The sequence below is a fragment of the bacterium genome, from assembly GCA_035528375.1.
GTDB lineage: Bacteria > RBG-13-66-14 > RBG-13-66-14 > RBG-13-66-14 > RBG-13-66-14 > RBG-13-66-14.
This window is the reverse complement of sequence record DATKYS010000031.1, coordinates 73,696-95,033: the sequence shown is the minus strand read 5'-3', so window position 1 is coordinate 95,033 and position 21,338 is coordinate 73,696. Positions and strand designations below refer to the sequence as shown.

The window sequence follows — 21,338 nt, the reverse complement described above, 5'->3', positions numbered from 1 at the left end:
GGTCGGTGACCACGCCCGCCACGGCCGAGGCGGCCACGGTGGCGGGCTAAGCCAGGATTATCTGGGCCTCCTTGCAGCCCATCCGCCCCTTGAAGTTCCGGGTGTCCGGTACTCATCTTCGATGGAATGTCATAATCGGCGCCGGATGACGATCCTCATCTATCGGCGGCTCGGGAGTAGAACCATATGATGGTTCCAGGTAGAAATCACGCTTGCATTGATTGCATAAGACAGGGCTTTCATAATGTGATCCAAGACGTCCTTTTTGGTATACAAAGAGAAGTGGAAGACCGCAGTTGGGGCAATTCCAGGTAACTTTGTCGCCGTCGGCGATCACATCCGTTGGCGCACCGTTCCATTGGAAACGGCACACTTTGCCGTTCACCGGCGAAAAGGTCCAGCCCATCTTATCCCCCTTAGTTAAACGTCTCCCGTGGGTCGGTGACCACGCCGGCCACGGCCGAGGCGGCCACGGTGGCGGGCGAGGCCAGGATTATCTGGGCCTCCTTGCAGCCCATGCGCCCCTTGAAGTTGCGGTTGGCGGTGGAGAGGCAGACCTCGCCGGGCGCCAGGGCCCCCTCGTGGGCCCCCAGGCACGGCCCGCAGCCGGGGTTGAGAATCACCGCACCGGCGTCGTGGAGCGCGGCAAGCGTCCCGTCGGCCAGCGCAGCCGCGTAGACCCGCTCGCTGGCGGGCAGGACGAGGAGCCGTATCCCCGGAGCCACCTGTTTCCCCCGGAGAATCCGCGCCGCCTCGCGCAGGTCCGAGAGGCGCCCGTTGGTGCAGGTGCCGATGAGCCCCTGGTTGAAGGGCCGGCCCGCGATTTCAGCCACCGGGTGGACGTTGTCAACTTGGTGGGGCAGGGCGACTACGGGCACGAGAGCGCCGAGGTCCACCCCGTGCCGCGAGTGGTACTGCGCCCCCTCGTCGGCCCACAGGGCGTCCTCCTCCCTCCAGGAAACGCCGTTCTCCGCCATCCAGGCCCGCGCGACGCCGTCCACGGGGAAGGCGGCGTTCTTGGCCCCCATCTCCGCCGCCAGGTTGCAGACGGTCAGCCGGTCGTCCACGGTCAGGCCCGTGAGCCCCGGTCCGTCGAACTCCACCGAGATGTAATTCGCCCCGGCGGCCCCGATCCGCCCGATGAGGGTCAGGATTAAATCCTTGGCGTAAACGCCCTCGGGGAGCGTACCCGCGAGGTCGAAGCGGATGCTCGCCGGCACCTTGAACCAGGTCTCGTCGGCGATCCACAGCCCCGCCGTCTCCGTGCGGTCAATCCCGCAGGCGAAGGCGCCCAGCGCCCCGTGGGTCGGGGTGTGGGAATCGCTGCCCACGATGAGCCGGCCCGGCCTGGCGAACCCCAGCTCGGGGAGCACCTGGTGGCAGACGCCGCCCCGGCCGATGTCGAAGAAGGCGGCGATACCCTGCTCCGCGACGAAGCGGCGGATTTTGTCGTGGTTCGACGCCTCCTTCTCCCCCGGCGCCGGCACGGTGTGGTCCAGGACGACGACGATGCGCTCCGGCCGGTGGACGCGGGCCTCCTCGCCGGCGATGGCCCGGAAGTTGGCGATGATGGCCGCCGTGTTGTCGTGGGAGAGGACCACATCCGGCGAGGCGGTGACGATTTCCCCGCCAGAAACCTCCCGCCCCAGCCGACGCGAGAAAAACTTCTCGGCGAAGGTCAGAACACCCAAGTCAGTTTCCCGTAGGGTCGCCGTCGAAGGCGCCGTAATCGAAGGGCGGTTTGCCCTTCTTGTTCCCGGGGAGCTTGATCTCCCCGAATTTTTCCTCAAAACCGTTCACCGCCTGCTCGAGCCGCAAGCGCAGGGCCTTGGCGGCGATGGGCGGGAGGATTATCCGGCTGTGGACCAGCACCTTGCCCATCCCCGGCAGCGCCCGGGCGAAGTCAATCACGAACTCACCCGGCGTGACGGAGATGTGGACGGCGTTGGCGTACTTCCCGGCGGCCACCTCCGGGGGAAGGTCAATCTGGACCTTCTTCGGCTTTTCCGGTCCTTCCTGCATCTTCGGGCCTCCCTTTTCGCTCGGTTCGGCGCCAGCGTAGCAAAACCCCGGGCGCAAGGCAAGCCGCTGGGAATCGTTCGGTTAACGCCGCGGTAGTTGGACCCCCGGTTTCAAGGTAAACCGCTAAAGGGGGGTCCGCGGCGGACCCCCTTGCGATAAAACCCACCGAAGGCGCGACTCTACACCCGCAGACCCACACCGCCCGGAGAACGCAGCTCGGCTATCCGCTGGACCAGGTGCCGCGGCGGCGCCATCACGAAGAGGCACCGCTCGCCGCCCATCGCCCGGCAGGAGAGCTCCTCCGCCTTGAGGTCCAGTCCGAAGGCCACGGAGCACCACCCCGTCGAGTATCCGGCGCTCATGAAGCAGACCGGGTGGTTCGTCCTTTGGCCGTGGGCCAGGTAGCTCTCGGCCTCGAAGGAGTAGTGGTGGTAGTAGACCAGGGTGTAGTTCTCGTCGGGGGTGGGTCTGGAGATGGGCAGAATCTCCACCTTGGCCATGCCGGTGAAGGCGAAGTACACGGGTCCGGCGGCCAGGCGGTCAATGGGGTCCTTGGCGCCGGTGTTCTCGCAGAAGCGGATGCAGTCCTGTCGCCCCATCTGGTAGGCCAGCTCGTAGAGGATGAACTGGGCCGCGCCGCCGAACTTGTCCTTGAAGCTCTTTTGGAGGTAGAAGCTGAAATCGGCGGCGAAGATGAGGGAGTACCGGTCGGTGCCCTTGAGCGTGATGGTGCTCCGCTCCGGGTCGAGCTTCAGCGTGGCGAAGTACTCCTCCATCATCCGCTCGGCCTTCGCGAACAGAGGCGCGTACTCGTCGGGCGTGATGACGTACTTCAGCTCGGCCATGCGCGGGCGTCCTTTCACGCAGAAGGTGTGGTTCAGTCAAAGGGTCGGCCCGGGGGTGCCCCGAAAAATCATCATCGGGACCCGCCGCGGTTGGCCTCGTCCCTAAATCATGGTAGAAAGTACCAAATCTTACAGTAATTATCAACCACAATATTCACGGAAAAGGGGCGGGTCAGCCCGCCCCATGCCCGTCTTTTTTTAAAAAAACCGGCTAAAGCCGCGCGGCGACGGCCTCGGCCACTTCCAACGAGCCCGCGGCCCTATCCCGACCCACGACGTCGTAGGTCTTGGGCGCACCGGGGTCGGCGTAGAGCGCGAGGACCGCGTTCCAGATGCGCTCCGCCGCCCGCTCCTCGCCCAGCCACTGGAGCATCAACCGCCCGGCCAGAATCGTCGCCGTGGGGTTGACCACGTACCGGCCCGCGTACTTGGGCGCCGAGCCGTGGTTCGGCTCGAAAACGCCGTAGGAGTCGCCGACGTTCGCGCTGGCCCCGAAGCCCAGCCCCCCCACGAGCTGGCACCCCTCGTCGGAGATGATGTCCCCGAACATGTTCGTCGTGACGATGACCTCGTAGAACTGCGGGTTCTTGATGAACCACATCGCCGTGGCGTCCACGTTCTCCTCGCTCGTCTTAATCTCCGGGTACTCCTCGGCCACCTCCCGGAAGACCTCCAGGAAGAGCCCGTCGGTGGCGCGGATGACGTTGGCCTTGTGGACGGCGGTGACGAGCTTGCGGCCGAACTTCCGGGCGTGCTCGAAGGCGGCGCGGACGATCCGCTCGCACCCCCGGCGGCTGAACACCCGGCAGGAAATCGCCACGTCGTCCAGGTCCGCGAAGCGTTCCAGGTTCGGCAGGATGCCCACCAATTCTTTCGGCATGGGCCGCGCCTCGACCGCAGAGTAAAGCCCCTCCGTGTTCTCGCGGAAGATGACCATGTCTATGTCGTCGCGGTAGTTCAGCGGAACGCCGGGGATGGCCTTGACCGGGCGCATGTTGGCGTAGAGGTCCAGGCGTTGGCGAATCTGGAGGATGGCGCTCTTGAAGCCCTTGACGCCGGGCTTCGAGGTGATGGCGCCGAAGTAGCAGGCGTCGGTGGACTCCAGCGCTTCCCAGGTCTCCGGCGGCACCGTGTTCCCCTTGGCCTCCCACATGCACCAGCCGGCGTCCGCGTCCACCCACTCGATGTCCAGGTCCAGGGCGTCGAAGACTATCATGGCGGCCCGCATCACGTCGTGGCCGGTGTCGTCGCCCGGTATGCGGCATATTTTGTGGCCCACTGAAAGCTCCTTGGGTGAAGGGGGGTCGTTCGAGAACGCGCGGATATTAGCACGGGTTTCTCAACCCGGCAACCATGAAAAAGGGGCGGTGAACCCGCCCCGCTGTGCCGTGACAAAGACCTGAACCGGCCTATTACTTCTCGTAGAGAGCCTTTATCTCGCCCCAGGTGCATTCTTCAATACCAGGAAGGCGCATGTTCGCCTTGTCCCACCACTCGGTGATGACCCACCGACCGTCCACCTTCGTGAACTCCATGTCGAGGTAAGCATTGGCCGGGTAGATTATGTCTTCTTCCTCGACGTGCACGCGGACTTCGTACTCAATATTCTCGACCTTATAGGTCTCCACCCCTTCTTCGGGCTCGGTAACCTCGGAGAGGTCCAGTTGCACGTCCACGTTCTCCGCCCCGACGGCGTTGAAAAGGTTGGTCACCGCCGTTATCTCCTCCGTATAACCCCAGGATGGCGGTATATCATGTCCCCCACCCACGTCCTGAGGGTCGAAGTAGAAGGTAAACTCATCCTCGTCCAGCAGGACTCTATAAGTGTCCATGTCCCCGTCATTCCACACGTCCACGAACAAATTCAACACCCCGAGGACCGTTGTCGTGTCGTAACCGTCGCCGTCGCCGTCCGTGCTGGTGGTGCAAGAAAGGCAGATGAGCAGAGCCGCGGCGGCTATCGAAACGTACTTGCCCATTTCCCACTCCTTAGAAACAGGCCTTTATCGCGCCCCAGGTCGTCTCCGCCACCAACAATCTATAAGGAACCTTATCCCACCAGTCGGTGATGACCCACCCGCCGTCCGCATACATGAGCTCCATGTCGAGCAGACCCACGGCCAGGTAAATAATGTGTTCCTCAGCCTCCACATACACACGAACATGGTAAGGAATATCCCTAGCCGTGTATGTAACCACATCCTCCTCGGGCTCGGTGACGCCTTCGAGGTCCAGCTCCACGTCTATGTTCTCCGCTCCGACGTATTCGAATAAATTAGTGACCGCCGTTATCTCCTCCGTATAACCCCAGGAGGGCGGTATATCATGTTCCCCCCCCATGTCCGAGGGATCGAAGTAGAAGGTGAAGGTGTCCTCGTCCAGCAGGCCCTTGTAAGTATCAATGTCGCAGTCGTTCCAAACATCCAGGAAAAGGTTCAGCGTCCCGAGGACCGTGGTCTGGTCGTGCGGGACGCCCTCTTCGCCACCCGTCCCGGTGGAACAGGATACCAGAAACACCACGGCGGCCAGCGCCGCGAAAACAGACGCGCGCATTTATACCTCCACTACTGGGGCGCCTCGGTCTCCCCCTCCGGCGCGGGTTTCTCCGAATCGCCCGCCAGAGCCTCGTTCACCTTGTCCACCTTCTCGCCGACCTTCTCCAGGTTCTCGTCAATGGTCTCCTGGAGCTCGCCGAGCTTCTCCGCCAGGCCGGTGGTGAGCTCGCCGATTCCCTCCTGGAGGGCGGGTATGAGCTCGGTCATGGCCTTGACGCAGACCGTGCCGAACTCCGCGGCCAGCACGGCCATCTGGAGGCCCATCTCCGCCATCCCCCGGCCGAGAGCCTCGCCCCACTGGGCCCAATCCTCGCCCAGCTCGTCCTTGAGGTAACCTGCCACGGCCCGCTGGCGGTCGGCGTCCTTCTCAAGCGCCTTGCCGTAGTCCTCGAACTGCTCGGGGCTGACGCCGTAGTCCTGAAAAACCTTGTCGGCGTCGGCGCCCTTGAAACCGGCCTTCATGAGGTCCACGGTCAACTTGGCGTAGGTTTGGTCGTCGAGCTCGGTCTCCCCCCCGCAGCCGGCGAGGATGACCGCCAGACAGAGGATGGGGAAAAGGTAGCGCAACTTCATGCCGCCCTCCCGTGAAAAAGATGCATCTCCCGATTTCAGTATAACAGAAAGTCAATCCGCCTTCGACGGCGGCGCCGAAACCGCCTCACACTCCAGGAGGTAGCGCTTGACCTTCTTGGTCGAGGTTTTGGGCAGCTCCTCGTCGCGAAGCACCAAGTCCTTGATGCGCTTGAAGGAGGCGAGCTGCTCGTTGACGCGCCCCACCTCGCGACGCAGGGTCTCGCGGATTTTGTGCTGGTCCAGCGTGTAGCCCTTCTCCCGGGCGCCCAGCTCGAAGTGCTCGTAGTCGGGCACGATGACGACCGACACGTCCTCGCGGCCGGTCTTTTCGTTCCGGCGGCCCAGGACCACGCACTCGGCGACGAAGGGGCTGCGCGACAGCTTCTCCTCGATCTCCTCCGGGTAGACGTTCTTGCCGGCGGCGGTGACGATGACGTTCTTCTTCCGCCCGGCGATGTAAACGTAGCCGTCGGCGTCCAGCCAGCCGATGTCCCCGGTGCGGAACCAGTATTTCCGATGCTCGGGGGGAACCAGGTCCACCCCCGGCCCGGCGGCGTAGAGGAGGCGGTCGCGTAAAATCTTCACCGCCGGCGGGTCGGCCTCGAAGAAGACCGCCGCGTCGGCCTCGGGATTGTCCAGATAGCCGGGCATGATCTGGGGCCCGCGGAAACAGAGCTCCCCCCGCCCCTCCTCGTCGGGCTCCAGGACCATCGCCTCCGTGCCCCACAGGCACGGCCCCACGGAGGCGGGCCGGAGGTCCGGTGTCCCGGCGAAATCCACCGCGTCCACGGGGCTGGTCTCGGTGAGGCCGTAGCCCTGGCAGAGCGGGAACCCCAGGTGGCTGAAGCCGCGGGCGACGTCGGGATCCAGGGCGGAGGCGCCGGACATCATGATCCGCATCTTGCCAAAACCCGCCTTCTCGCGCAGGCCCCGGAAGATGCCCCGGCCCCAATTCACTTTGAGCACCGCCCGCCCGGCCTTTACCACCCCCAGGCTTGCGGAGAAGGCCGCCCGCTTGAGCGCCGGCTGCTTTTTAACGGCGTCGTGGATTCCGGCCAGCAGCTTTTCGTAAAGAAGCGGCACGCCGAGGATGAGGGTGCCCTCCCCGTCGCGAACCGCGGCGATGATGTCGCGGCTCTTGAGGCTGGCGGCGTAAATGACCCGGGCGCCGGAATAGAGCGGCATCAGGAAGCCGCAGGTGCTCTCGAAGGTGTGAAAAAGCGGCAGCACGCTGACGAAGGTGTCCCCGGGGCCTGTGTGGACACGCTGGTAAAGCTGCTTGATGTTGGCGACGACGTTGCGGTGCTCCAGGCGCACCGCCTTGCTCTTGCCCGTGGTGCCTGAGGTGTAGAGGATGGAGCAGGTGTCGGTCGGAGAAGGGCGTGTGGTAGGGGATTCGACGTCGGGGACCGGCCGGCCCGGAACCGCCGGGTCCCACGCGTCGAGGACGATGACGTGCTCCAGGTCGGGGTAGTGGTCCCGCTGCTCGTCCACGTCGAGGCAGACCTTCTGTTCGGCGACCAGGACCCGGGCCCGGCTGGCGCGCAGGATGTGGCCGTACTCCGAGGGGGTCAGGAGCGGGTCTATGGGCACGACCACGGCGCCCGAGTAAACCACGCCGCAGAAAGCGACGCCCCAGCCCGGTTTGTTGGAGGAGAGAAGCGCGACGCGGGTACTCTTCTCCACTCCCAGCCCCCGCAGGTGGGCGTTGGCCGCCAGGACCCGCCGGACAAACTCGCGACCGCCGACGGATTTGAGCCCGCCGGCGAAGTAGCCCAGGAGGAAATCCGCGTCGGGATAGCTCTCCCCGCGACGGTCAACCAGCTCGGCCACCGTGGCGGGGTAAGCCAGAAGGTCCGGCGTGCAGGCGCTTTTGGTCATCAATCCTCCGTCGTCGGAGTTGAAATGGAGACGAGGGGTTTTGCCAGAGGCATAGCTCGCTTCGCTCGGTTAAACCCCTTGCCTCTAAACGTTGTGGTTCGTTCAACGCGCCCCGGCCCACTCGGCGCGGAGGGCCTCCGGCGAGGAGAAGACCCGCTCCACCTCGGCCCAGTCGCCGTCCTGGATTTTTCGGGTCGCCTCGCGCAGTTCCTCCCGGTGCCCCTCCCACCAGCGGGCGTACTCGGCGTCCAGCCCGGCCGCCGCCAGTTGGGCCAGCACGGACTGGCCGCTGCACAGGACCGCCTCGGGGTAGTCGCCGAGCAGGCTTTTACCGTAGTAACCCTCTTCTTCGGTCACGCGCCCCAGGAGGTAGTCCCGGTAATCGGCGAGCTCGCCGGGAACGTAGCGCCCGCCGTCATAGACGAAGACCCGGTCAATGAAGCTCGCCCGGTAGGCCCGTCCGACGACGAAGTCGGGCGCGTAGGCGGTGAAGGAGAAGATTTCGGTGACGCCGTCGGAGTCGGCGTCCAGGGCGAGGGGGGCCAGCATCGGCTCGTAGTAGAGCTCCGTCAGTCCCCCGGGCGTGGGCTCCAGGACGACGAGACCGAAACAGATGAGCGCGTCGTTCCCGCCGGTGTTGGTGGGGATGACCACCTCGGGGCGGCCGTCGCCGGTGTAGTCCTCCAGGCTCAGGCTCTCCCCGTAAAAGTCGGTCTCGTCGGAGTCGGGGTAGACGTCCACCGGCACGCGCCCTTCCCGTGTGCTCCCTTCCAGCCGGTAGAGGCGGACCTCCCCGAAGGGATCGAACCAGCCGAACCTGCGCCGCAGCGCCTCGACTGTATACCCGTCGCCGTCCAGCTCCAGGGGAAGGGAGACGAGGTCCTCGTCGAGCCCCCGGACCACGGTGAAGCCGTCGAGGCCGAATCCCAGGACGACCTCGTCGTTGCCGGCGGTCTCGACCCGCCGGAGGGTGACGACGCACTCCGGCCGGTCGTCCCCGTCAACGTCCTCGAAGCGGGCGTCATAGCCCAGCGGCTCTGAGTACCCCGCGGGGTCGTAGACCCACACCCCGTAGGTGTCCTGCAGGTGCCAGTCCACTCCCGGGGAGAGGCTGTCGTCTATGTAGTGGAGCTCCAGGGCGTCGAAGCGGTTGAGGGGATCGGAGGCTTCCCGGACGGCGTCCACGCGGTAATAGCCGCAGTCCTCGAAGACGGTGTCCGTCTCGAAGGTGGAGGTTTCCGGGGGCGGCGGCTCGGGGTCCTTGAACTCATCCGGCACGGGGAGGGGGTTCGCGGCCGCAGCGAGGGAGAAAACGAGAATGACCAACCCGACCGACCGCATCAGACCACCACCAGCACGGAGCAGTCCAGGTCCTCCATGAGCCGGACGGCCAGGTCGCTCTTCATGATGCGGCCGATGCTCCGCCGCCGGTGCCTTCCGAGGACGATGAGGTCCACCGCCTCGTTGTTGGTCAGGTTGACGATCTCGATGTTGGGCCTGCCGGTGAGCACGTGGCCCGTCGTCCCCACGCCGACCTCCGCCCCGAGCCTGAGGACGTACTCCACGTTCCCCTCGGCGGCCAGGCGCATGTCCCGCTCCACCCGCGCGCGCTCCTTCTCCGACTCGCCGCTGAAATCGCCCAGGACGCCCGCGTCTATCACCGAGAGCACGAGGACCCGGGCGTCGGTCTTCTTCGCCAGGTCGAAGGCGACCTCGGCGGCGCGGACGGAATACTCGCTGCCGTCCGTCGCGATGAGGATTTTCTTGAACAAACCCCACCTCAGCTTTCCATGTTCGGATCGGCATCCACCATAGGCACGAAGAGGACGCCGGTGACCCGACTTTCGGACAGTCCACTCCCGGTGACTTTAAAAAGGACGAGTTCCTGAAAAGGGTAACCGCCGATGGGCGCCGCGATGCTCCCGCCCGGGGCGACCTGACCGCCGATGGCCGGGGGCAGTTCCTGGGGGGAGCAGGTGAGAAGGGCCGCGTCGAAGGGAGCCTCCTCGGGCCAGCCGGAATAGCCGTTTCCCAGCCTCTGGTGAACCGCATCGGCGTATCCGGCGGTCTCCAGGTTCACCCGGGACCAGCGGTGGAGCTGGGGGACCAACTCGATGGAGAACACCTCCGCCCCGCACTCCGCCAGAATGGCCGCCTGATAGCCTGAGCCAGTGCCAATCTCCAGGACCCGCTTCCCCGGCCCCGGCTCCACGAGCTCGGTCATCAGCGCCACGATGTAGGGCTGGCTGATGGTCTGGCCGTGGCCGATGCTCAGGGGGCGGTCGTCGTAAGCCGCCCAGACCTCCGATTTCGGGACGAAGAGCTCCCGGGGCACCTCGCCCATCGCGGCGAGAACCCGCTCATCCCGAATGCCCCGGACGCGGAGCTGCCGCTCGACCATGCGGCTCCGAGCGGCGGCGAGGGAGTTCCGTCGCTCCACCCCTACCCCGAATCGTTGAGAGGGCCGTCGTACACCGTACCGAATTTTAGTGTACCAGAGAATCGGTCCGCTTTCCACGCCGCACCGCGGTGTTGACAGTCCGGGTTCCCCTCTCTATACTGCCCTCGACGCCGGAGAGTCACGGGAGGTTCATCTTGGCCGTAGACCTGCGCGGGCGACACATCCTCTCCCTGAGGGACCTCACCCCCGAGGAGATTTTCCAGCTCGTGGAGACCGGCTACCAGCTCAAGCTGGAGCATCACCGGGGGCAACCCCACCCGCTCCTCGCCGGCAAGACCCTGGCCATGATTTTCCAGAAGCCGTCGCTGCGGACCCGGGTCAGCTTCGAGGTCGGCATGGCCCAGCTCGGCGGCCGGGCCATCTACCTCGGTCCCGACGACATCCAGTTGGGGAAGAGGGAGACCACCGAGGACATTGCCCTGGTCCTCTCCCGGTATGTGGACGGCATCATGGCCCGCGTCTTCGGCCACGAGATCGTGACCGGCCTGGCCCTGCACGCCCAGGTCCCCGTTATCAACGGCCTCTCGCAGTGGGCCCATCCCTGCCAGGTGCTGGGAGATTTCCTGACAGTCTGGGAGAAGAAGCGGCGCTTCGCGGGGTTGAAGTTCGTCTTCCTGGGCGACTTCAACAACGTGGCCCGCAGCCTGATTTTCGGCGGCCTGCAGCTCGGGGTGAACGTCCAAATCGCCTGCCCCTCGGAGATTCTGGACGAAAAGCCGCCAGACGAGTACGACGAGGTCATCGAGTGGGCGATGGAGAACGGCCCCAGGCACGGCGCCGTGCTGACCATCTGCAACCGGCCCCGGGACGCCGTCCAGGACGCCGACGTGGTCTACACCGACGTCTGGGAGTCCATGGGCGAGAAGGGCACGAAGACGAAGGACCTCTTCCGCCCCTTCCAGTTGAACGCCGACCTCTTCCACCTGGCCAAGCCCGACGCCGTCATCCTGCACTGCCTGCCGGCCGTCTATGACGAGGAGCTCACCTACGACGTGAGCCGCCTGCCCAACTCGGCCATCTTCGACCAGGCGGAGAACCGGTTACACGCCCAGAAGGCCGTGCTGGCGATGACGATGCGATAGGACGACCGGACGGCGGGAGGGGGGACGGTGCCGCCGTTCCCCTTGTTTTTTAAAAAAACCTATGAAGGAACCGTACTTCACCCCGAAAAACATCGCCGAGAGGGCCGCCGCCCTTCTCCGGGCCGCCGACGGATACCGGCGGGAGCCCCCCCGAAAACTTTCGGCCGACGAGACCGCCCTTTTGATTCTCGACATGCAGCGCTGTTTCCTGGAGGAGGGCTCCCACGCCTTCGTCCCCGGCGCCCCGGCCATCATTCCGCAAATAAACGCCCTGGCCGCCGCATTCAAAAACGTCGTCCTCACCCGGCACACCAACACGCGGGAAAATGCGGGCGCGATGGGCCGCTGGTGGCGGGACCTCATCGAGGACGGCGACCCGATGGGTGAGCTGGACCCCCGGCTGGACGCGCGGGGACTTGTCATCGTAAAAACCCAGTACGACGCCTTTTACGGGACGGACCTGGAGAAAATTCTCCGGGAGCGGGGCGTGTGCAACGTCGTCGTCTCCGGGGTGATGACCCACCTGTGTTGCGGGACCACCGCCCGCTCGGCCTTCGTGAGGGGCTTCGACGTATACCTCCCCGTGGACGCCACCGCCACCTACACCGAGGCGCTCCACCGCGCCAGCCTCCTGACGCTGTCCCACGGCTTCGCGGTTCCGCTGCTGACGTGCGACCTCCTTCGACTGCCGGGGGTTGATTCGTGAGAACCGCTCGGGCGGCCGTCGTGGGGTGCGGGCCGGCGGGGATCGCCGCCGCGATTCAACTGGCCCGGCACGGCGTCGAATTTTTCCTCTTCGAACGGGGGCGCCCGGGCGGCCTGCTCTGGAACGCCCACCGGGTGGAGAACTATGCCGGCTTCCCCGGGGGCATCCCCGGCCCGGACCTCGCCGAAAAATTCCTGTGTCAGCTCGGGGAGGGCGGGATAGTCCCGATTTCCGAGGAGGTATCCGGGGTGGAGAGGCGCGCCGGCGGTTTCCGCCTCCGAACGACCGGCGGCGGGTACGAGGCGGCGCACGTGGTGCTGGCGACCGGCACCCGCCCAAAGCCCTGGGACGGCCCCCCGGTCTCGCCGGAGTGCGCCGACCGGGTCCACACCGAGGTTTATCCCCTCCGCGGCCTCGCCGGGCGGAAGGTTCTGATAATCGGCGCGGGCGACGCCGCCTTCGATTACGCCCTGGGCCTGGCGCAGTCCAACGACGTGACGATTCTGAACCGGGGCCAGCGGACACGCTGCCTCCCGCTGCTGGAGCGCCGGGCGTCCCGGGAGCCCCGGATCAGCTACCGCGCCCAAACCTCCCCGGTGAAGCTCGCCTTCGCCGACGGCCGCCTTCTGGTACAATGCTCCGCGGGGGACGCGACGGTGGACCTCGAGGCCGACCACCTACTCCTGGCCGTCGGTCGGGAGCCGGACCTGGGCCTCCTGACCCCGGACCTTTCCGATGAAAACGGGCGGCCGGTCGCGGGGCTGCACGTTATCGGCGACGCGGCGGGGGGAAGGTGCCGCCAGGCGGCCATCGCCGTGGGGGACGGCGTCCGGGCGGCGATGACGATCGCCTTCGATTTGGACGAATCGCGATGAGGATAATCGCCACCAGCGGATCGGACGAGGTGGCCCGGGTCTTTCTGGCGGACCTGGGCTCAGGAAGGCTCGTCGAATTCGTGGAATCGGTCCAGCCGCCGCTGCCCCGCGAACAGAAGTGGGTTCTCTTGGTCTCGACCCTCCTGGGTTGCCCGGTGGGCTGCCCGATGTGCGACGCCGGGGGCGATTACCGGGGGGTGCTCTGTGCCGACGAGATTTTCTCGCAGATTGATTTTCTAGTCCTCCGGCGTTTTCCCGACGGGCGGGTCCCGGCGGAGAAGTTCAAGGTCCAGTTCGCCCGCGTGGGCGAGCCGGCGCTCAACCCGGCCGTGCTAGACGTGCTGCGCGGACTGCCGGGGAGGTACGAGGCGCCGGGGCTCCTGCCATCGGTCTCCACCGTGGCCCCGCGGGGAACGGGGGACTTCTTCGAGCGGCTGGCCGAAATCAAGGACGAGCACTATGGCGGCGGCCGCTTCCAGCTCCAGTTCTCCATCCACACCACCGACGCCGCGTTGCGCGACCGGCTGATTCCCGTGAAAAAGTGGGGGTTCTCCGAAATCGCCCGGTACGCCGAAAGGTTTCATCGGGAGGGCGACCGCCGCGTGACCCTCAACTTCGCCCTCGGCCGGGACGCGCCCGTGGACCCCGCGGTGATGCTGGACCACTTCGACCCGGAGCTTTTCCTCTTAAAATTCACGCCGCTCAACCCGACCTACGGCGCGCGGCGGCACGGCCTCGCCTCCTACATCGAGCCGGACGAGCCGGGGAAGCGGTACGAGATTCTCGACCGCCTGGAGGAGGCCGGCTACCGGGTGCTTCTGAGCATCGGGGAGCGGGAGGAGGACCGCATCGGCTCGAACTGCGGCCAGCTCCTCCGGCGCCACCTCGACGCCCGCGAGAAGCTCCGCGACGGCTACACCTACCCCCTCCGAAGGATCGTTTAGCGTGGAGGTCATCCTCGCCCGGGCCGCCGGATTCTGCTACGGGGTGAAGCGCGCCTGCCAGGTGGCCTTCGAGGCCACCCAGACCCACCCCGGAGGCGTGTCCAGCCTGGGACCGATAATCCACAACCCGCAGATGGTGGCCCGGCTGGCCGAAGCGGGACTCGGGGTCATCGAGGACCTCGACGCCGCACGGGTCGGGACGGTGCTCATCCGCAGCCACGGCGTCCCGCCCGAAGTTTTAAAAAAACTGCGGGACCGTGGATTCGAGGTCGTGGACGCCACCTGCCCCCTGGTCCAGCGGGCGCAGAAACTGGCGAAGGGCCTCGCCGCCGAGGGATACCGGGTGGTCGTCATCGGCGAGCCGGAGCACCCCGAGGTCGCCGCTCTCGTCGCCTGGGCCGACTCGGGACGCCGCGAGGGCGCCGAGGGGGCCGTGGTGGTCCAGTCCACCGCCGACGTGGCCCGGCTGAAGCGCGGGCAGAGAATAGGCGTCGTGGCCCAGACCACGCAACTCGAGGAGGATTACGTCCGGCTCGTGGGCGAGCTGTTGAAGATTACCGACGAGCTGAAGGCCCACAACACCATCTGCGACGCCACCGCCCGGCGCCAGGCCGCCATGCTCGAGCTTTTAGACACGGTGGACGGCATGGTCGTCATCGGCGGACGCAACTCGGCCAACACCACCCGCCTCTACGAGCGCTGCCGCGAGAGGGGAAGCAAGGCGTGGCACATCGAGACGGCGGAAGAGCTCGAGCCGGAGTGGTTCGCCGGGATGGAGCGGGTCGGGGTCACCGCCGGCGCCAGCACCCCGGACTGGATAATCGAGGAGGTCGTCGAGCGCCTGCGGAGTTTTTAATCCGCAAGAGCTATATTAATAAACGTGCGGGTGTGGATACACCCCTACGCCCAACGAACACCGGACGTAGGGGCCGACCGACGGCGCGTCTTTCAGGTCGGCCCGCGGGCGGGTCAGGACACCCGCCCCTACGTCAATATTCAGCAAACCCGACCCGTAGGGGCGACCGGTAGGACGAGTCCTCCACGGTCGCCCGCGTTTCCCCTCCCCCCTCTGGGGGGAGGCTCGCCTACGGGTTAGGGAGGGGGGTGCAGTTATCCCCTCTCCCTCCCAGGGAGAGGGCTAGGGTGAGGGTCGGGGTTGGGAATACAGAAAACGCGGCGACCCGCAGGGGATTCATCCCACGGGGCCGCCCTACATCATTGCAGCTCGGGAACGAGGGCTGTATTAAAAAAGCGGCGGGGATTGGAATCCCCGCCCTACGAACATCACCAATCACCGCGCAACCCACCACCCGTCGGGCGCCGACGTCGCCGGCAGTTACGACGGGCGGGCCTCGCTCAGGTACTCGCAGATGTCGCGGACGCGGACGTCGGCCCCGGTGGTCTCGGCGGCCTCGGTGAGGTTGAAGAGGCAGATCGGGCACATGACGGCCACGTCCGACCCGCACGCCGCCAACTGACCGATCCGCTCCCGGGCGACCTCCTTGGACCTCGACGGGAAGAGGGATTCGATGGGCCCGCCGCAGCAGAGGGTGATGGTGCGGGAATAATCCGGCTCGCGCACTTCGGCGCCGGTGCTCCTCAACAGCGCCCGGGGCTGCTCGAGCACGTCCTCGTACCGGGCGTAAACGCACGAGTCGTGAATGACGACCGTTTTGCCCGTCGCCCCGTTCGTCTCCATCCCGCGCCGGGCGAGCACCTCGAGGTAGCTCTCGGCCCCGATGTCGAAGCCCTCGATGAGCTTCGGGTACACGTCACGGAACATGTTCAGCGTGTGCGGGTCCACGGTGATGACCCGACGGACGCCGCGGCGTTTGAGCGCGTCGCGGACGCGCCTGGCGTGGCGCCGGAAGACCTCCATCATGCCGTTGTCGTAAACGAGCGCCCCGGAGTAGAGCTCCTCGTCGGCGAGGTAGCCGAACTCGACTCCCGATTCCAGCAGGAGCTCCGCAATCGCGCGCAACCGCACATCGTAGGCCCGGCGTATTTCGGGTCGGCTGCGGGCCATGAAGAAGGACAGGTTGACGACCTTGTTGGCCAACCGACCGAGGCCCATGAGGTGGCGGATCGGTGAGTTTTCGAACCGACCCATCAGGTTAGCCATGGCCACGATGGACGGCATGAGCTGGTACATCAGGCCGGTGTAGAGCACCGTCTCGCCGCCCCGGGGAAGCTCCAGACCCTCCGCCCAACCGGTCATCTTCCGCTTCGACAGCGGGATGACGCTCTTCCTCAGGCGGAGGTTGTCCACCAAAATACCGATTATCGCACCCGTGGGCAGCGCCATGGTCAGTTCCTCGTGAGCTTGAAGACCTTCCGGTTGATGTAGGCGCGCAGGGTCTTGACGTTCTCGGTGATGTGGACCTCGGCCGGGCAGTTTTCCTCGCACATCCGGCACAGAAGGCAGCTAAAGATGGTCTCGGCGTTCTCGATCACTTTGGACTCGAGGCCGACGACGACGTAACGGAAAATCGCACGGGGGAGAAGCTCCAGGCCGATGGGACACACCGAGGTGCAGATCCCGCAGTTCATGCAGTCCCCGGCGTTGAAGTCGGCTGCCCGGACCTCTTCGATGAACTCCGCGCTGACTCTTGCCATGCCGCCCTCTCACTTTCGACCGCAGAGAAACTCGGTAAACCGCCCCCGCGGCCCGCCCACCCTAAAATCACGGTGGAGAGCTACCCCCCGCTCTCCGGCTTGACCTTCACCCGGTACCGGTAATAACCGTCCTGGCCCGCCTTTCCGGTCTCCTCGACGAGCTTGTAGCTCCACATCGCCATCACCCAGCGAACCACCTCATGGGTTGGGTAACCCAGCTTACCGGCGATTTCAGGGATGGTGAGCGGCTCCGCCGAGAGTATCTCGAGGATGCGGTCCCTGATGGCCATCTCGTCGCGCATGACCTCGGCTGGATTCCGCGTGATACGGTCGCTCACCCGACGACCTCCCGGACCAGAGCCTCGATGGACGCCCGAATCTGGCGGTCGGTGAAGCCCTCGATGTCTATGGCGCCCTCGGGGCAGACGGGCACGCAGGGACCGCCGCCCTTGCACAACGCCGCGATGACGTGGGCGACCTCACGGCCCTCGCAGGTTATCCGATCAATGGCCCCGTAGGGACACACCTCGGCGCACTTGCCGCACCACGTGCACTTCTCGGCGTCCACCACCGCCACCAGTGGCTCGAGGTCCACGTAGCCCTTCATCAACAATCCGCCGGCCTTGGACACCGCCGCCAGGGAGGAGGCGGTGCTCTCCGGCAGATTCTTCGGCCCCTGCGCGGTCCCGGCGATGAAGACGCCGTCCACCAGCGTCTCCACCGGGCGCAGTTTGGGGTGTATCTCGTTGAAGAAGCCCTCGCGGCCCACGGGGAGCTTGAGTGTACCGACCAGCCCGTCGTTGGCGCGCGGTACCATCCCGGTGACCAGCACCACCAGGTCGGCGCCCAACTCGAGCTCCTCGTTCCCGGTGAGCTGGTCCCGGACCCTCACCCGCAGCCGGTCGCCGGCGGGCTCCACCATCGGCGGCTCGGCGTCGTCGTAGCGGAGGAAGACGACCCCCTGCCGCCGGGCCTCTTCGTACAGGGTCTCGTACCAACCGTAGGTGCGCATGTCGCGGAAGAGGTGGTAGCGGTGGATTCCGGGCTTCCGCTCGGCCAGTTTCAACGAGGTGTGGACCGCCGCGGTGCAACAATAACGCGAGCAATAGGTGTGGGGGTTCGGCAGGTCCTCGGAGGCCTTCTGCCGACTCCCGACACAGTGGATGAAGACGACGTCCCCGGCGGTTATCTCCGCCGTCGGATCGGCCAGTCGCTCCTCCAGCTCCGGCAGGGTGACCACCCCGGGCGAGCCGTACCCGAATTCGCCATCGCGCGGCGGGTAGGGGTCGAACCCGGTCGTTACGATGATGGCCCCGACCTCGAGAGACAACGTCTCCCCGCCGGCGCGCACCTTGACCGCGAAATCCCCCAGGGTGCCGCCCTTCTCGATCAGCTCGGCGTCGGTGAAGAGGGTCACGTTCTCCCGCTTTTTCACGCCGTCCACCAGCTCCGCGATGAGCTCTCGGCCGTCCCGGTCGTTGGGGGACATGACCCCCCAGCGGGCGGTCCAGCCCCCCGGCTCCCGCTCGCGCTCGACGAGGAACACCTCGAGCCCCAGGTCGGCCAGAAGCGTCGCCGCGCGCAGACCCGCCACCCCGGCCCCTACCACCAGGACTCGGGGCCGCGTCACGATGCGCAGGGTTTCCAGGGGTCGGCTGTGGAGGGTGCGGGCGATTCCGGCGCGGACCAGCCGGATGCCCTTTTCCGTGGCCGCCTCGCGGTCGCCGCGGTGGACCCAGGAGTCCTGCTCCCGCAGGTTGACCTGTGTGTAGCAGTAGGGGTTGAGCCCCGCGCGCCGGGCCATGCCCTGGAAGGTGTAGGTGTGCAACTTGGGCGAGCAGGAGGCGATCACCAGGCCGTCGAGCTTCTCGTTCTTTATATCCTCGATTATCTCCTGTTGGGCGGCGTCGGAGCAGGTGAACATGTGGGTTCGGGCGACCGCAACCCCGGGCTCACCCTCCACGGCCCGGCGGACCTTCTCCACGTCCACGTAGTCGGAGATGTTGCCCCCGCAGTAGCAGACGTAAACGCCGATCCTTCTCTCTTTCGGGCTCATCGTTTCTTCCGTATCCGTTCCACGTGGGCGGCGGCCAGGGCCGATGCCGCGCCGGCGTGGAGTATGCTGTCGGGTATGTCGCGCGGCGCCGAAGCGGCGCCGGCCACATACACGCCCTCGATGCTGGTTCGACCGGGCTCCAGCTCCGCCTCCACCTCCCGGACGAAGGCGAAGTCGTCCGTCTCCAGGCTCCCCTCCTTGAAGATGGACAGCGCCTCGGGGTTGGGCAGCAGCCCCACCGAGAGAACGACGAGATCGTGCTCCGCCGTTTTCGTACCCCCGGCGCCGGCGAAATCCTCGTAGAAAAGCTTCAGGTTTCCGCCATCCAGGGGCTCGATGCGACCGACCTTGCCCTTGACGAAGTACACCCCCATCCCCCGCGCCTGCTCGTAGAACTCGTCGTACCCCTTCCCGAAGGCGCGGATGTCTATGTAATAGATGGTAACGTCGGCCAGGGGGATGGCTCCCATGATGAGCTGGGCCTGCTTGAGCGAGTACATGCAGCAGACACGGGAGCACAGCGGCGTGCCATCCTGGCGGTCCCGCGAGCCGGTGCACATCACGAAGGCGATGTTGTCGGGCTGCTTGCCGTCGGAGGGTCGGATCACGTGGTTGTAGGGGCGGGTGGGTGAAAGCAGGCGGTCCATCTGCATGGCGGTGATGACGTTCGGGTGTTTCCCGAAGCCGTAGGTGAGCTTACGATGGGGGTCGTAGAGGTTAAAGCCGGTGGAAACGATGACCGAGCCCACCTCGAGGGTCTCCAGCCTTCCCTGACGGGACAGGTCCACGGCGTCGGCGGGGCAGGCCTCGACGCACTCCCGGCACTCGCTGCAACCGCCGCAGTCCAGACAACGGTTGGCGCTGTACCGGGCCTGCTCCTCGGTGAAGGTAAACTGGAACTCGTCGAAACTCCTGATGCGTTCTCGGGCGTCCAGCTCGGGATCGAGAACCGGGTCCCGCCGGGAGACGCCCGCCGTGCGGCGCATCACCACGGAGCTCTCCACCACCGGTAGCCGGGTGTCGAAGGGCACGTCCAGGGACTCCCCGCGCAGGTAGCGGGCGATGTAGAAGGCCGCCCTCCTGCCCTGCCCCATCGCCTCGTTGATCATGGAGGGGCCGGTGACCGCGTCGCCGCCGGCGAAGATACAGGGCTCGCCCGTCTGGAGGGTGCGGCGGTTCACCCGGACCGTCTTGTCGGGGTTCAGAACCAGCTCCCCAGCGAAGGGCGTCGTGTTCGGGAGCAGCCCGACGGAAAGGACCGCCAGCACCGCCATGTCTGTGGGGATCACGGTTTTTTGATTTTCGTCGGTGGTGTACCCGGCCACGCCCCCCCGGGGATTGAACTGGATGGAGTCCACCTTGAGGCATTCCAGCCCCAGGCCGCCTTTTTCCAGGGTGACGACGCGGTTGATCGCCGTGGAATGGTAGACCTTGACGCCGTCGGCCTCCGCCTCGGAAACCTCCCAGGAGTGGGCCGGCATCTTCTCGCGGGGCTCCAGGCAGACCGTGGACACCTGGACCGCCCCCAGACGCAGCGCCGTCCGGGCCACGTCCATCGCCACATTGCCGCCGCCGACGACGACGACCTGACGCCCCACCTCCGGACGTTCGCCGGAGGCCGCCTGGCGCAGGAACGTCATGCAGTCCAGGACATTGATGAACTCCTCCCCCTCGATGCCTATCATCTGCGGCGTACCGGCACCCACGGCTACGAACACGGCGTCGTACCCCTCGTTCTTCAAGGACACCGGGGAATCCACGCGGTGGTCGGTCAGAATTTCCACACCCAGGGCGGTGATGTTCTTGATGTCCCGGTCCAGCACCTCCTTGGACAGCCGGTAGGTGGGGATGGCGTAACGGAGCATCCCGCCGGTCTGCTCCTCGGCCTCGAAGATGGTGACGCGGAACCCGGCCCGTGCCAGGTGGTACGCCGCGGTGAGCCCGGCCGGACCGGAACCGATAACCGCCACCTTTTCCTTCCGCATCTCCTCCGGCGGCCCGTACTCCGGCTCCGGGTGGGCGGCGTAATAGCGGTCCACCATGAAGCGCTTGATGGCCCGGATGGGGACCGGGCCCTCGTACCCGCCGCGGGAGCACGCGGTCTCACAGGGCGAGTAGCAGGCGCGGGAAAGGCTTCCCGGCAGCGGAGCGTCCTCCATGTGCAGATGGAAGGCTTCGTCGTATCTCCCGGCACGGACCAGCGAAACGTAGCCGTGTGCCTTGACCCCCGCGGGGCAGATGTAGGTGCACGGCGAGAGCCCGCGGCGGTCTATGACGGCCTTCTTCGGCACCGCCTGGGGATAGGGGATGTAGGCCGCCCGCCGGGGCGCCAGGCCGAAGTTGAACTCGTCCGAAATGGAAACCGTACAAACCGACGCGCATTCACCGCAACCGGTGCAGGCGTCCTGGTCCACGAAGGTGGACTTGTGGTAGAGACGGGCCAGGAAGCGACCGTCGCCGGAGGGAACTATCTCCTCGACCCGGCTGTACGTGGCCAGGGTGACGTTGGGGTGGTGCGCCGTGGCGGCCATCTTGGGCGTGGAGATACAACTCGCGCAGTCCAGGGTGGGGAAAACCTTGCTGAGAAGGACCATCTTCCCGCCGATGCTGGACTCCTTCTCCACCACGAGCACCCGGTAGCCCATATCCCCCAGGGTCAAGGCGGATTCCATCCCGGCGATACCCGCGCCGACGATTAGAACGTCGTAATCCATCAGATTTT

Annotated in this window: 22 protein-coding genes; 5 read left to right on the top strand and 17 right to left on the bottom strand. The window is 66.0% G+C overall.

The window, feature by feature from the left end; all coding sequences use genetic code 11:
- Positions 1 to 112 precede the first annotated feature (112 nt).
- The 12 genes from VM054_02260 to VM054_02205 form a co-directional block, all read right to left on the bottom strand.
- Entirely contained in the window at positions 113 to 406 is a 294-nt protein-coding gene (locus VM054_02260) for a hypothetical protein (protein ID HUT97885.1), read from the bottom strand.
- A 10-nt stretch (positions 407 to 416) separates the two neighbouring features.
- On the bottom strand, positions 417 to 1,691 hold the full coding sequence (locus tag VM054_02255; protein ID HUT97884.1) for a 3-isopropylmalate dehydratase large subunit: 1,275 nt from the start codon (positions 1,689 to 1,691) through the stop codon (positions 417 to 419).
- 1 nt (position 1,692) lies between these two features.
- Positions 1,693 to 2,022 (bottom strand): DUF3467 domain-containing protein, encoded by a 330-nt coding sequence (locus VM054_02250; GenBank protein ID HUT97883.1) that lies wholly within the window; start codon positions 2,020 to 2,022, stop codon positions 1,693 to 1,695.
- Between the two features lie 179 nt (positions 2,023 to 2,201).
- A complete protein-coding gene (locus VM054_02245) occupies positions 2,202 to 2,867 on the bottom strand; it encodes a V4R domain-containing protein (protein ID HUT97882.1) in 666 nt (221 codons plus the stop codon).
- Between the two features lie 211 nt (positions 2,868 to 3,078).
- Positions 3,079 to 4,146 carry an isocitrate/isopropylmalate dehydrogenase family protein gene (locus VM054_02240; GenBank protein HUT97881.1) on the bottom strand — a complete coding sequence of 356 codons (1,068 nt, stop codon included), beginning with the start codon at positions 4,144 to 4,146 and terminating at the stop codon, positions 3,079 to 3,081.
- A 133-nt stretch (positions 4,147 to 4,279) separates the two neighbouring features.
- Entirely contained in the window at positions 4,280 to 4,846 is a 567-nt protein-coding gene (locus VM054_02235; GenBank protein ID HUT97880.1) for a hypothetical protein, read from the bottom strand.
- Between the two features lie 10 nt (positions 4,847 to 4,856).
- Positions 4,857 to 5,420 (bottom strand): hypothetical protein, encoded by a 564-nt coding sequence (locus VM054_02230; GenBank protein HUT97879.1) that lies wholly within the window; start codon positions 5,418 to 5,420, stop codon positions 4,857 to 4,859.
- Between the two features lie 11 nt (positions 5,421 to 5,431).
- A complete protein-coding gene (locus tag VM054_02225; protein ID HUT97878.1) occupies positions 5,432 to 5,995 on the bottom strand; it encodes a hypothetical protein in 564 nt (187 codons plus the stop codon).
- Between the two features lie 51 nt (positions 5,996 to 6,046).
- Positions 6,047 to 7,876, bottom strand: a complete 1,830-nt coding sequence (locus tag VM054_02220; GenBank protein ID HUT97877.1) for an AMP-binding protein — start codon at positions 7,874 to 7,876, stop codon at positions 6,047 to 6,049.
- A gap of 102 nt (positions 7,877 to 7,978) precedes the next feature.
- Positions 7,979 to 9,217: a hypothetical protein gene (locus VM054_02215; GenBank protein ID HUT97876.1), complete on the bottom strand. Its 1,239-nt coding sequence runs from the start codon at positions 9,215 to 9,217 to the stop codon at positions 7,979 to 7,981.
- On the bottom strand, positions 9,217 to 9,648 hold the full coding sequence (locus tag VM054_02210) for a universal stress protein (GenBank protein ID HUT97875.1): 432 nt from the start codon (positions 9,646 to 9,648) through the stop codon (positions 9,217 to 9,219). Before VM054_02210 ends, VM054_02215 begins: the two co-directional genes overlap by 1 nt.
- A gap of 8 nt (positions 9,649 to 9,656) precedes the next feature.
- A complete protein-coding gene (locus tag VM054_02205) occupies positions 9,657 to 10,316 on the bottom strand; it encodes a protein-L-isoaspartate(D-aspartate) O-methyltransferase (protein HUT97874.1) in 660 nt (219 codons plus the stop codon).
- Positions 10,317 to 10,471: 155 nt separating this feature from the next.
- Here VM054_02205 and argF point away from each other — a divergent pair, with 155 nt between their 5' ends.
- The 5 genes from argF (at position 10,472) to ispH (ending at position 14,800) form a co-directional block, all read left to right on the top strand.
- Positions 10,472 to 11,419: an ornithine carbamoyltransferase gene (gene argF / locus VM054_02200; GenBank protein ID HUT97873.1), complete on the top strand. Its 948-nt coding sequence runs from the start codon at positions 10,472 to 10,474 to the stop codon at positions 11,417 to 11,419.
- A 61-nt stretch (positions 11,420 to 11,480) separates the two neighbouring features.
- On the top strand, positions 11,481 to 12,125 hold the full coding sequence (locus VM054_02195; GenBank protein HUT97872.1) for an isochorismatase family protein: 645 nt from the start codon (positions 11,481 to 11,483) through the stop codon (positions 12,123 to 12,125).
- Positions 12,122 to 13,000, top strand: coding sequence for an NAD(P)/FAD-dependent oxidoreductase (locus VM054_02190; protein ID HUT97871.1), 879 nt, complete (start codon positions 12,122 to 12,124; stop codon positions 12,998 to 13,000). Before VM054_02195 ends, VM054_02190 begins: the two co-directional genes overlap by 4 nt.
- The gene (locus VM054_02185) at positions 12,997 to 13,944 is read left to right on the top strand and encodes a radical SAM protein (GenBank protein HUT97870.1); all 948 of its coding nucleotides are present in this window, start codon (positions 12,997 to 12,999) and stop codon (positions 13,942 to 13,944) included. The genes VM054_02190 and VM054_02185 overlap by 4 nt, the downstream gene beginning before the upstream one ends.
- 1 nt (position 13,945) lies before the next feature.
- A complete protein-coding gene (ispH, locus tag VM054_02180) occupies positions 13,946 to 14,800 on the top strand; it encodes a 4-hydroxy-3-methylbut-2-enyl diphosphate reductase (GenBank protein HUT97869.1) in 855 nt (284 codons plus the stop codon).
- A gap of 480 nt (positions 14,801 to 15,280) precedes the next feature.
- Here ispH and VM054_02175 read toward each other — a convergent pair whose 3' ends face one another.
- The 5 genes from VM054_02175 to VM054_02155 all read right to left on the bottom strand — a co-directional run bounded on the left by VM054_02175 (position 15,281) and on the right by VM054_02155 (position 21,330).
- A complete protein-coding gene (locus tag VM054_02175) occupies positions 15,281 to 16,249 on the bottom strand; it encodes a (Fe-S)-binding protein (GenBank protein HUT97868.1) in 969 nt (322 codons plus the stop codon).
- A 2-nt stretch (positions 16,250 to 16,251) separates the two neighbouring features.
- The gene (locus VM054_02170; GenBank protein ID HUT97867.1) at positions 16,252 to 16,560 is read right to left on the bottom strand and encodes a 4Fe-4S dicluster domain-containing protein; all 309 of its coding nucleotides are present in this window, start codon (positions 16,558 to 16,560) and stop codon (positions 16,252 to 16,254) included.
- A gap of 80 nt (positions 16,561 to 16,640) precedes the next feature.
- A complete protein-coding gene (locus tag VM054_02165; GenBank protein ID HUT97866.1) occupies positions 16,641 to 16,898 on the bottom strand; it encodes a MarR family transcriptional regulator in 258 nt (85 codons plus the stop codon).
- On the bottom strand, positions 16,895 to 18,616 hold the full coding sequence (locus VM054_02160; GenBank protein ID HUT97865.1) for a CoB--CoM heterodisulfide reductase iron-sulfur subunit A family protein: 1,722 nt from the start codon (positions 18,614 to 18,616) through the stop codon (positions 16,895 to 16,897). The genes VM054_02165 and VM054_02160 overlap by 4 nt, the downstream gene beginning before the upstream one ends.
- Positions 18,613 to 21,330, bottom strand: coding sequence for an FAD-dependent oxidoreductase (locus tag VM054_02155; protein ID HUT97864.1), 2,718 nt, complete (start codon positions 21,328 to 21,330; stop codon positions 18,613 to 18,615). The genes VM054_02160 and VM054_02155 overlap by 4 nt, the downstream gene beginning before the upstream one ends.
- Positions 21,331 to 21,338 lie beyond the last annotated feature (8 nt).

Bases quoted from the DNA above. Each gene is read 5' to 3' on its own strand.
- VM054_02260 (HUT97885.1), bottom strand. From the start codon at position 406: ATGGGCTGGACCTTTTCGCCGGTGAACGGCAAAGTGTGCCGTTTCCAA.
- VM054_02250 (HUT97883.1), bottom strand. From the start codon at position 2,022: ATGCAGGAAGGACCGGAAAAGCCGAAGAAGGTCCAGATTGACCTTCCC.
- VM054_02245 (HUT97882.1), bottom strand. From the start codon at position 2,867: ATGGCCGAGCTGAAGTACGTCATCACGCCCGACGAGTACGCGCCTCTG.
- VM054_02235 (HUT97880.1), bottom strand. From the start codon at position 4,846: ATGGGCAAGTACGTTTCGATAGCCGCCGCGGCTCTGCTCATCTGCCTT.
- VM054_02230 (HUT97879.1), bottom strand. From the start codon at position 5,420: ATGCGCGCGTCTGTTTTCGCGGCGCTGGCCGCCGTGGTGTTTCTGGTA.
- VM054_02225 (HUT97878.1), bottom strand. From the start codon at position 5,995: ATGAAGTTGCGCTACCTTTTCCCCATCCTCTGTCTGGCGGTCATCCTC.
- VM054_02220 (HUT97877.1), bottom strand. From the start codon at position 7,876: ATGACCAAAAGCGCCTGCACGCCGGACCTTCTGGCTTACCCCGCCACG.
- VM054_02215 (HUT97876.1), bottom strand. From the start codon at position 9,217: ATGCGGTCGGTCGGGTTGGTCATTCTCGTTTTCTCCCTCGCTGCGGCC.
- VM054_02195 (HUT97872.1), top strand. From the start codon at position 11,481: ATGAAGGAACCGTACTTCACCCCGAAAAACATCGCCGAGAGGGCCGCC.
- VM054_02185 (HUT97870.1), top strand. From the start codon at position 12,997: ATGAGGATAATCGCCACCAGCGGATCGGACGAGGTGGCCCGGGTCTTT.
- VM054_02175 (HUT97868.1), bottom strand. From the start codon at position 16,249: ATGGCGCTGCCCACGGGTGCGATAATCGGTATTTTGGTGGACAACCTC.
- VM054_02170 (HUT97867.1), bottom strand. From the start codon at position 16,560: ATGGCAAGAGTCAGCGCGGAGTTCATCGAAGAGGTCCGGGCAGCCGAC.
- VM054_02160 (HUT97865.1), bottom strand. From the start codon at position 18,616: ATGAGCCCGAAAGAGAGAAGGATCGGCGTTTACGTCTGCTACTGCGGG.
- VM054_02155 (HUT97864.1), bottom strand. From the start codon at position 21,330: ATGGATTACGACGTTCTAATCGTCGGCGCGGGTATCGCCGGGATGGAA.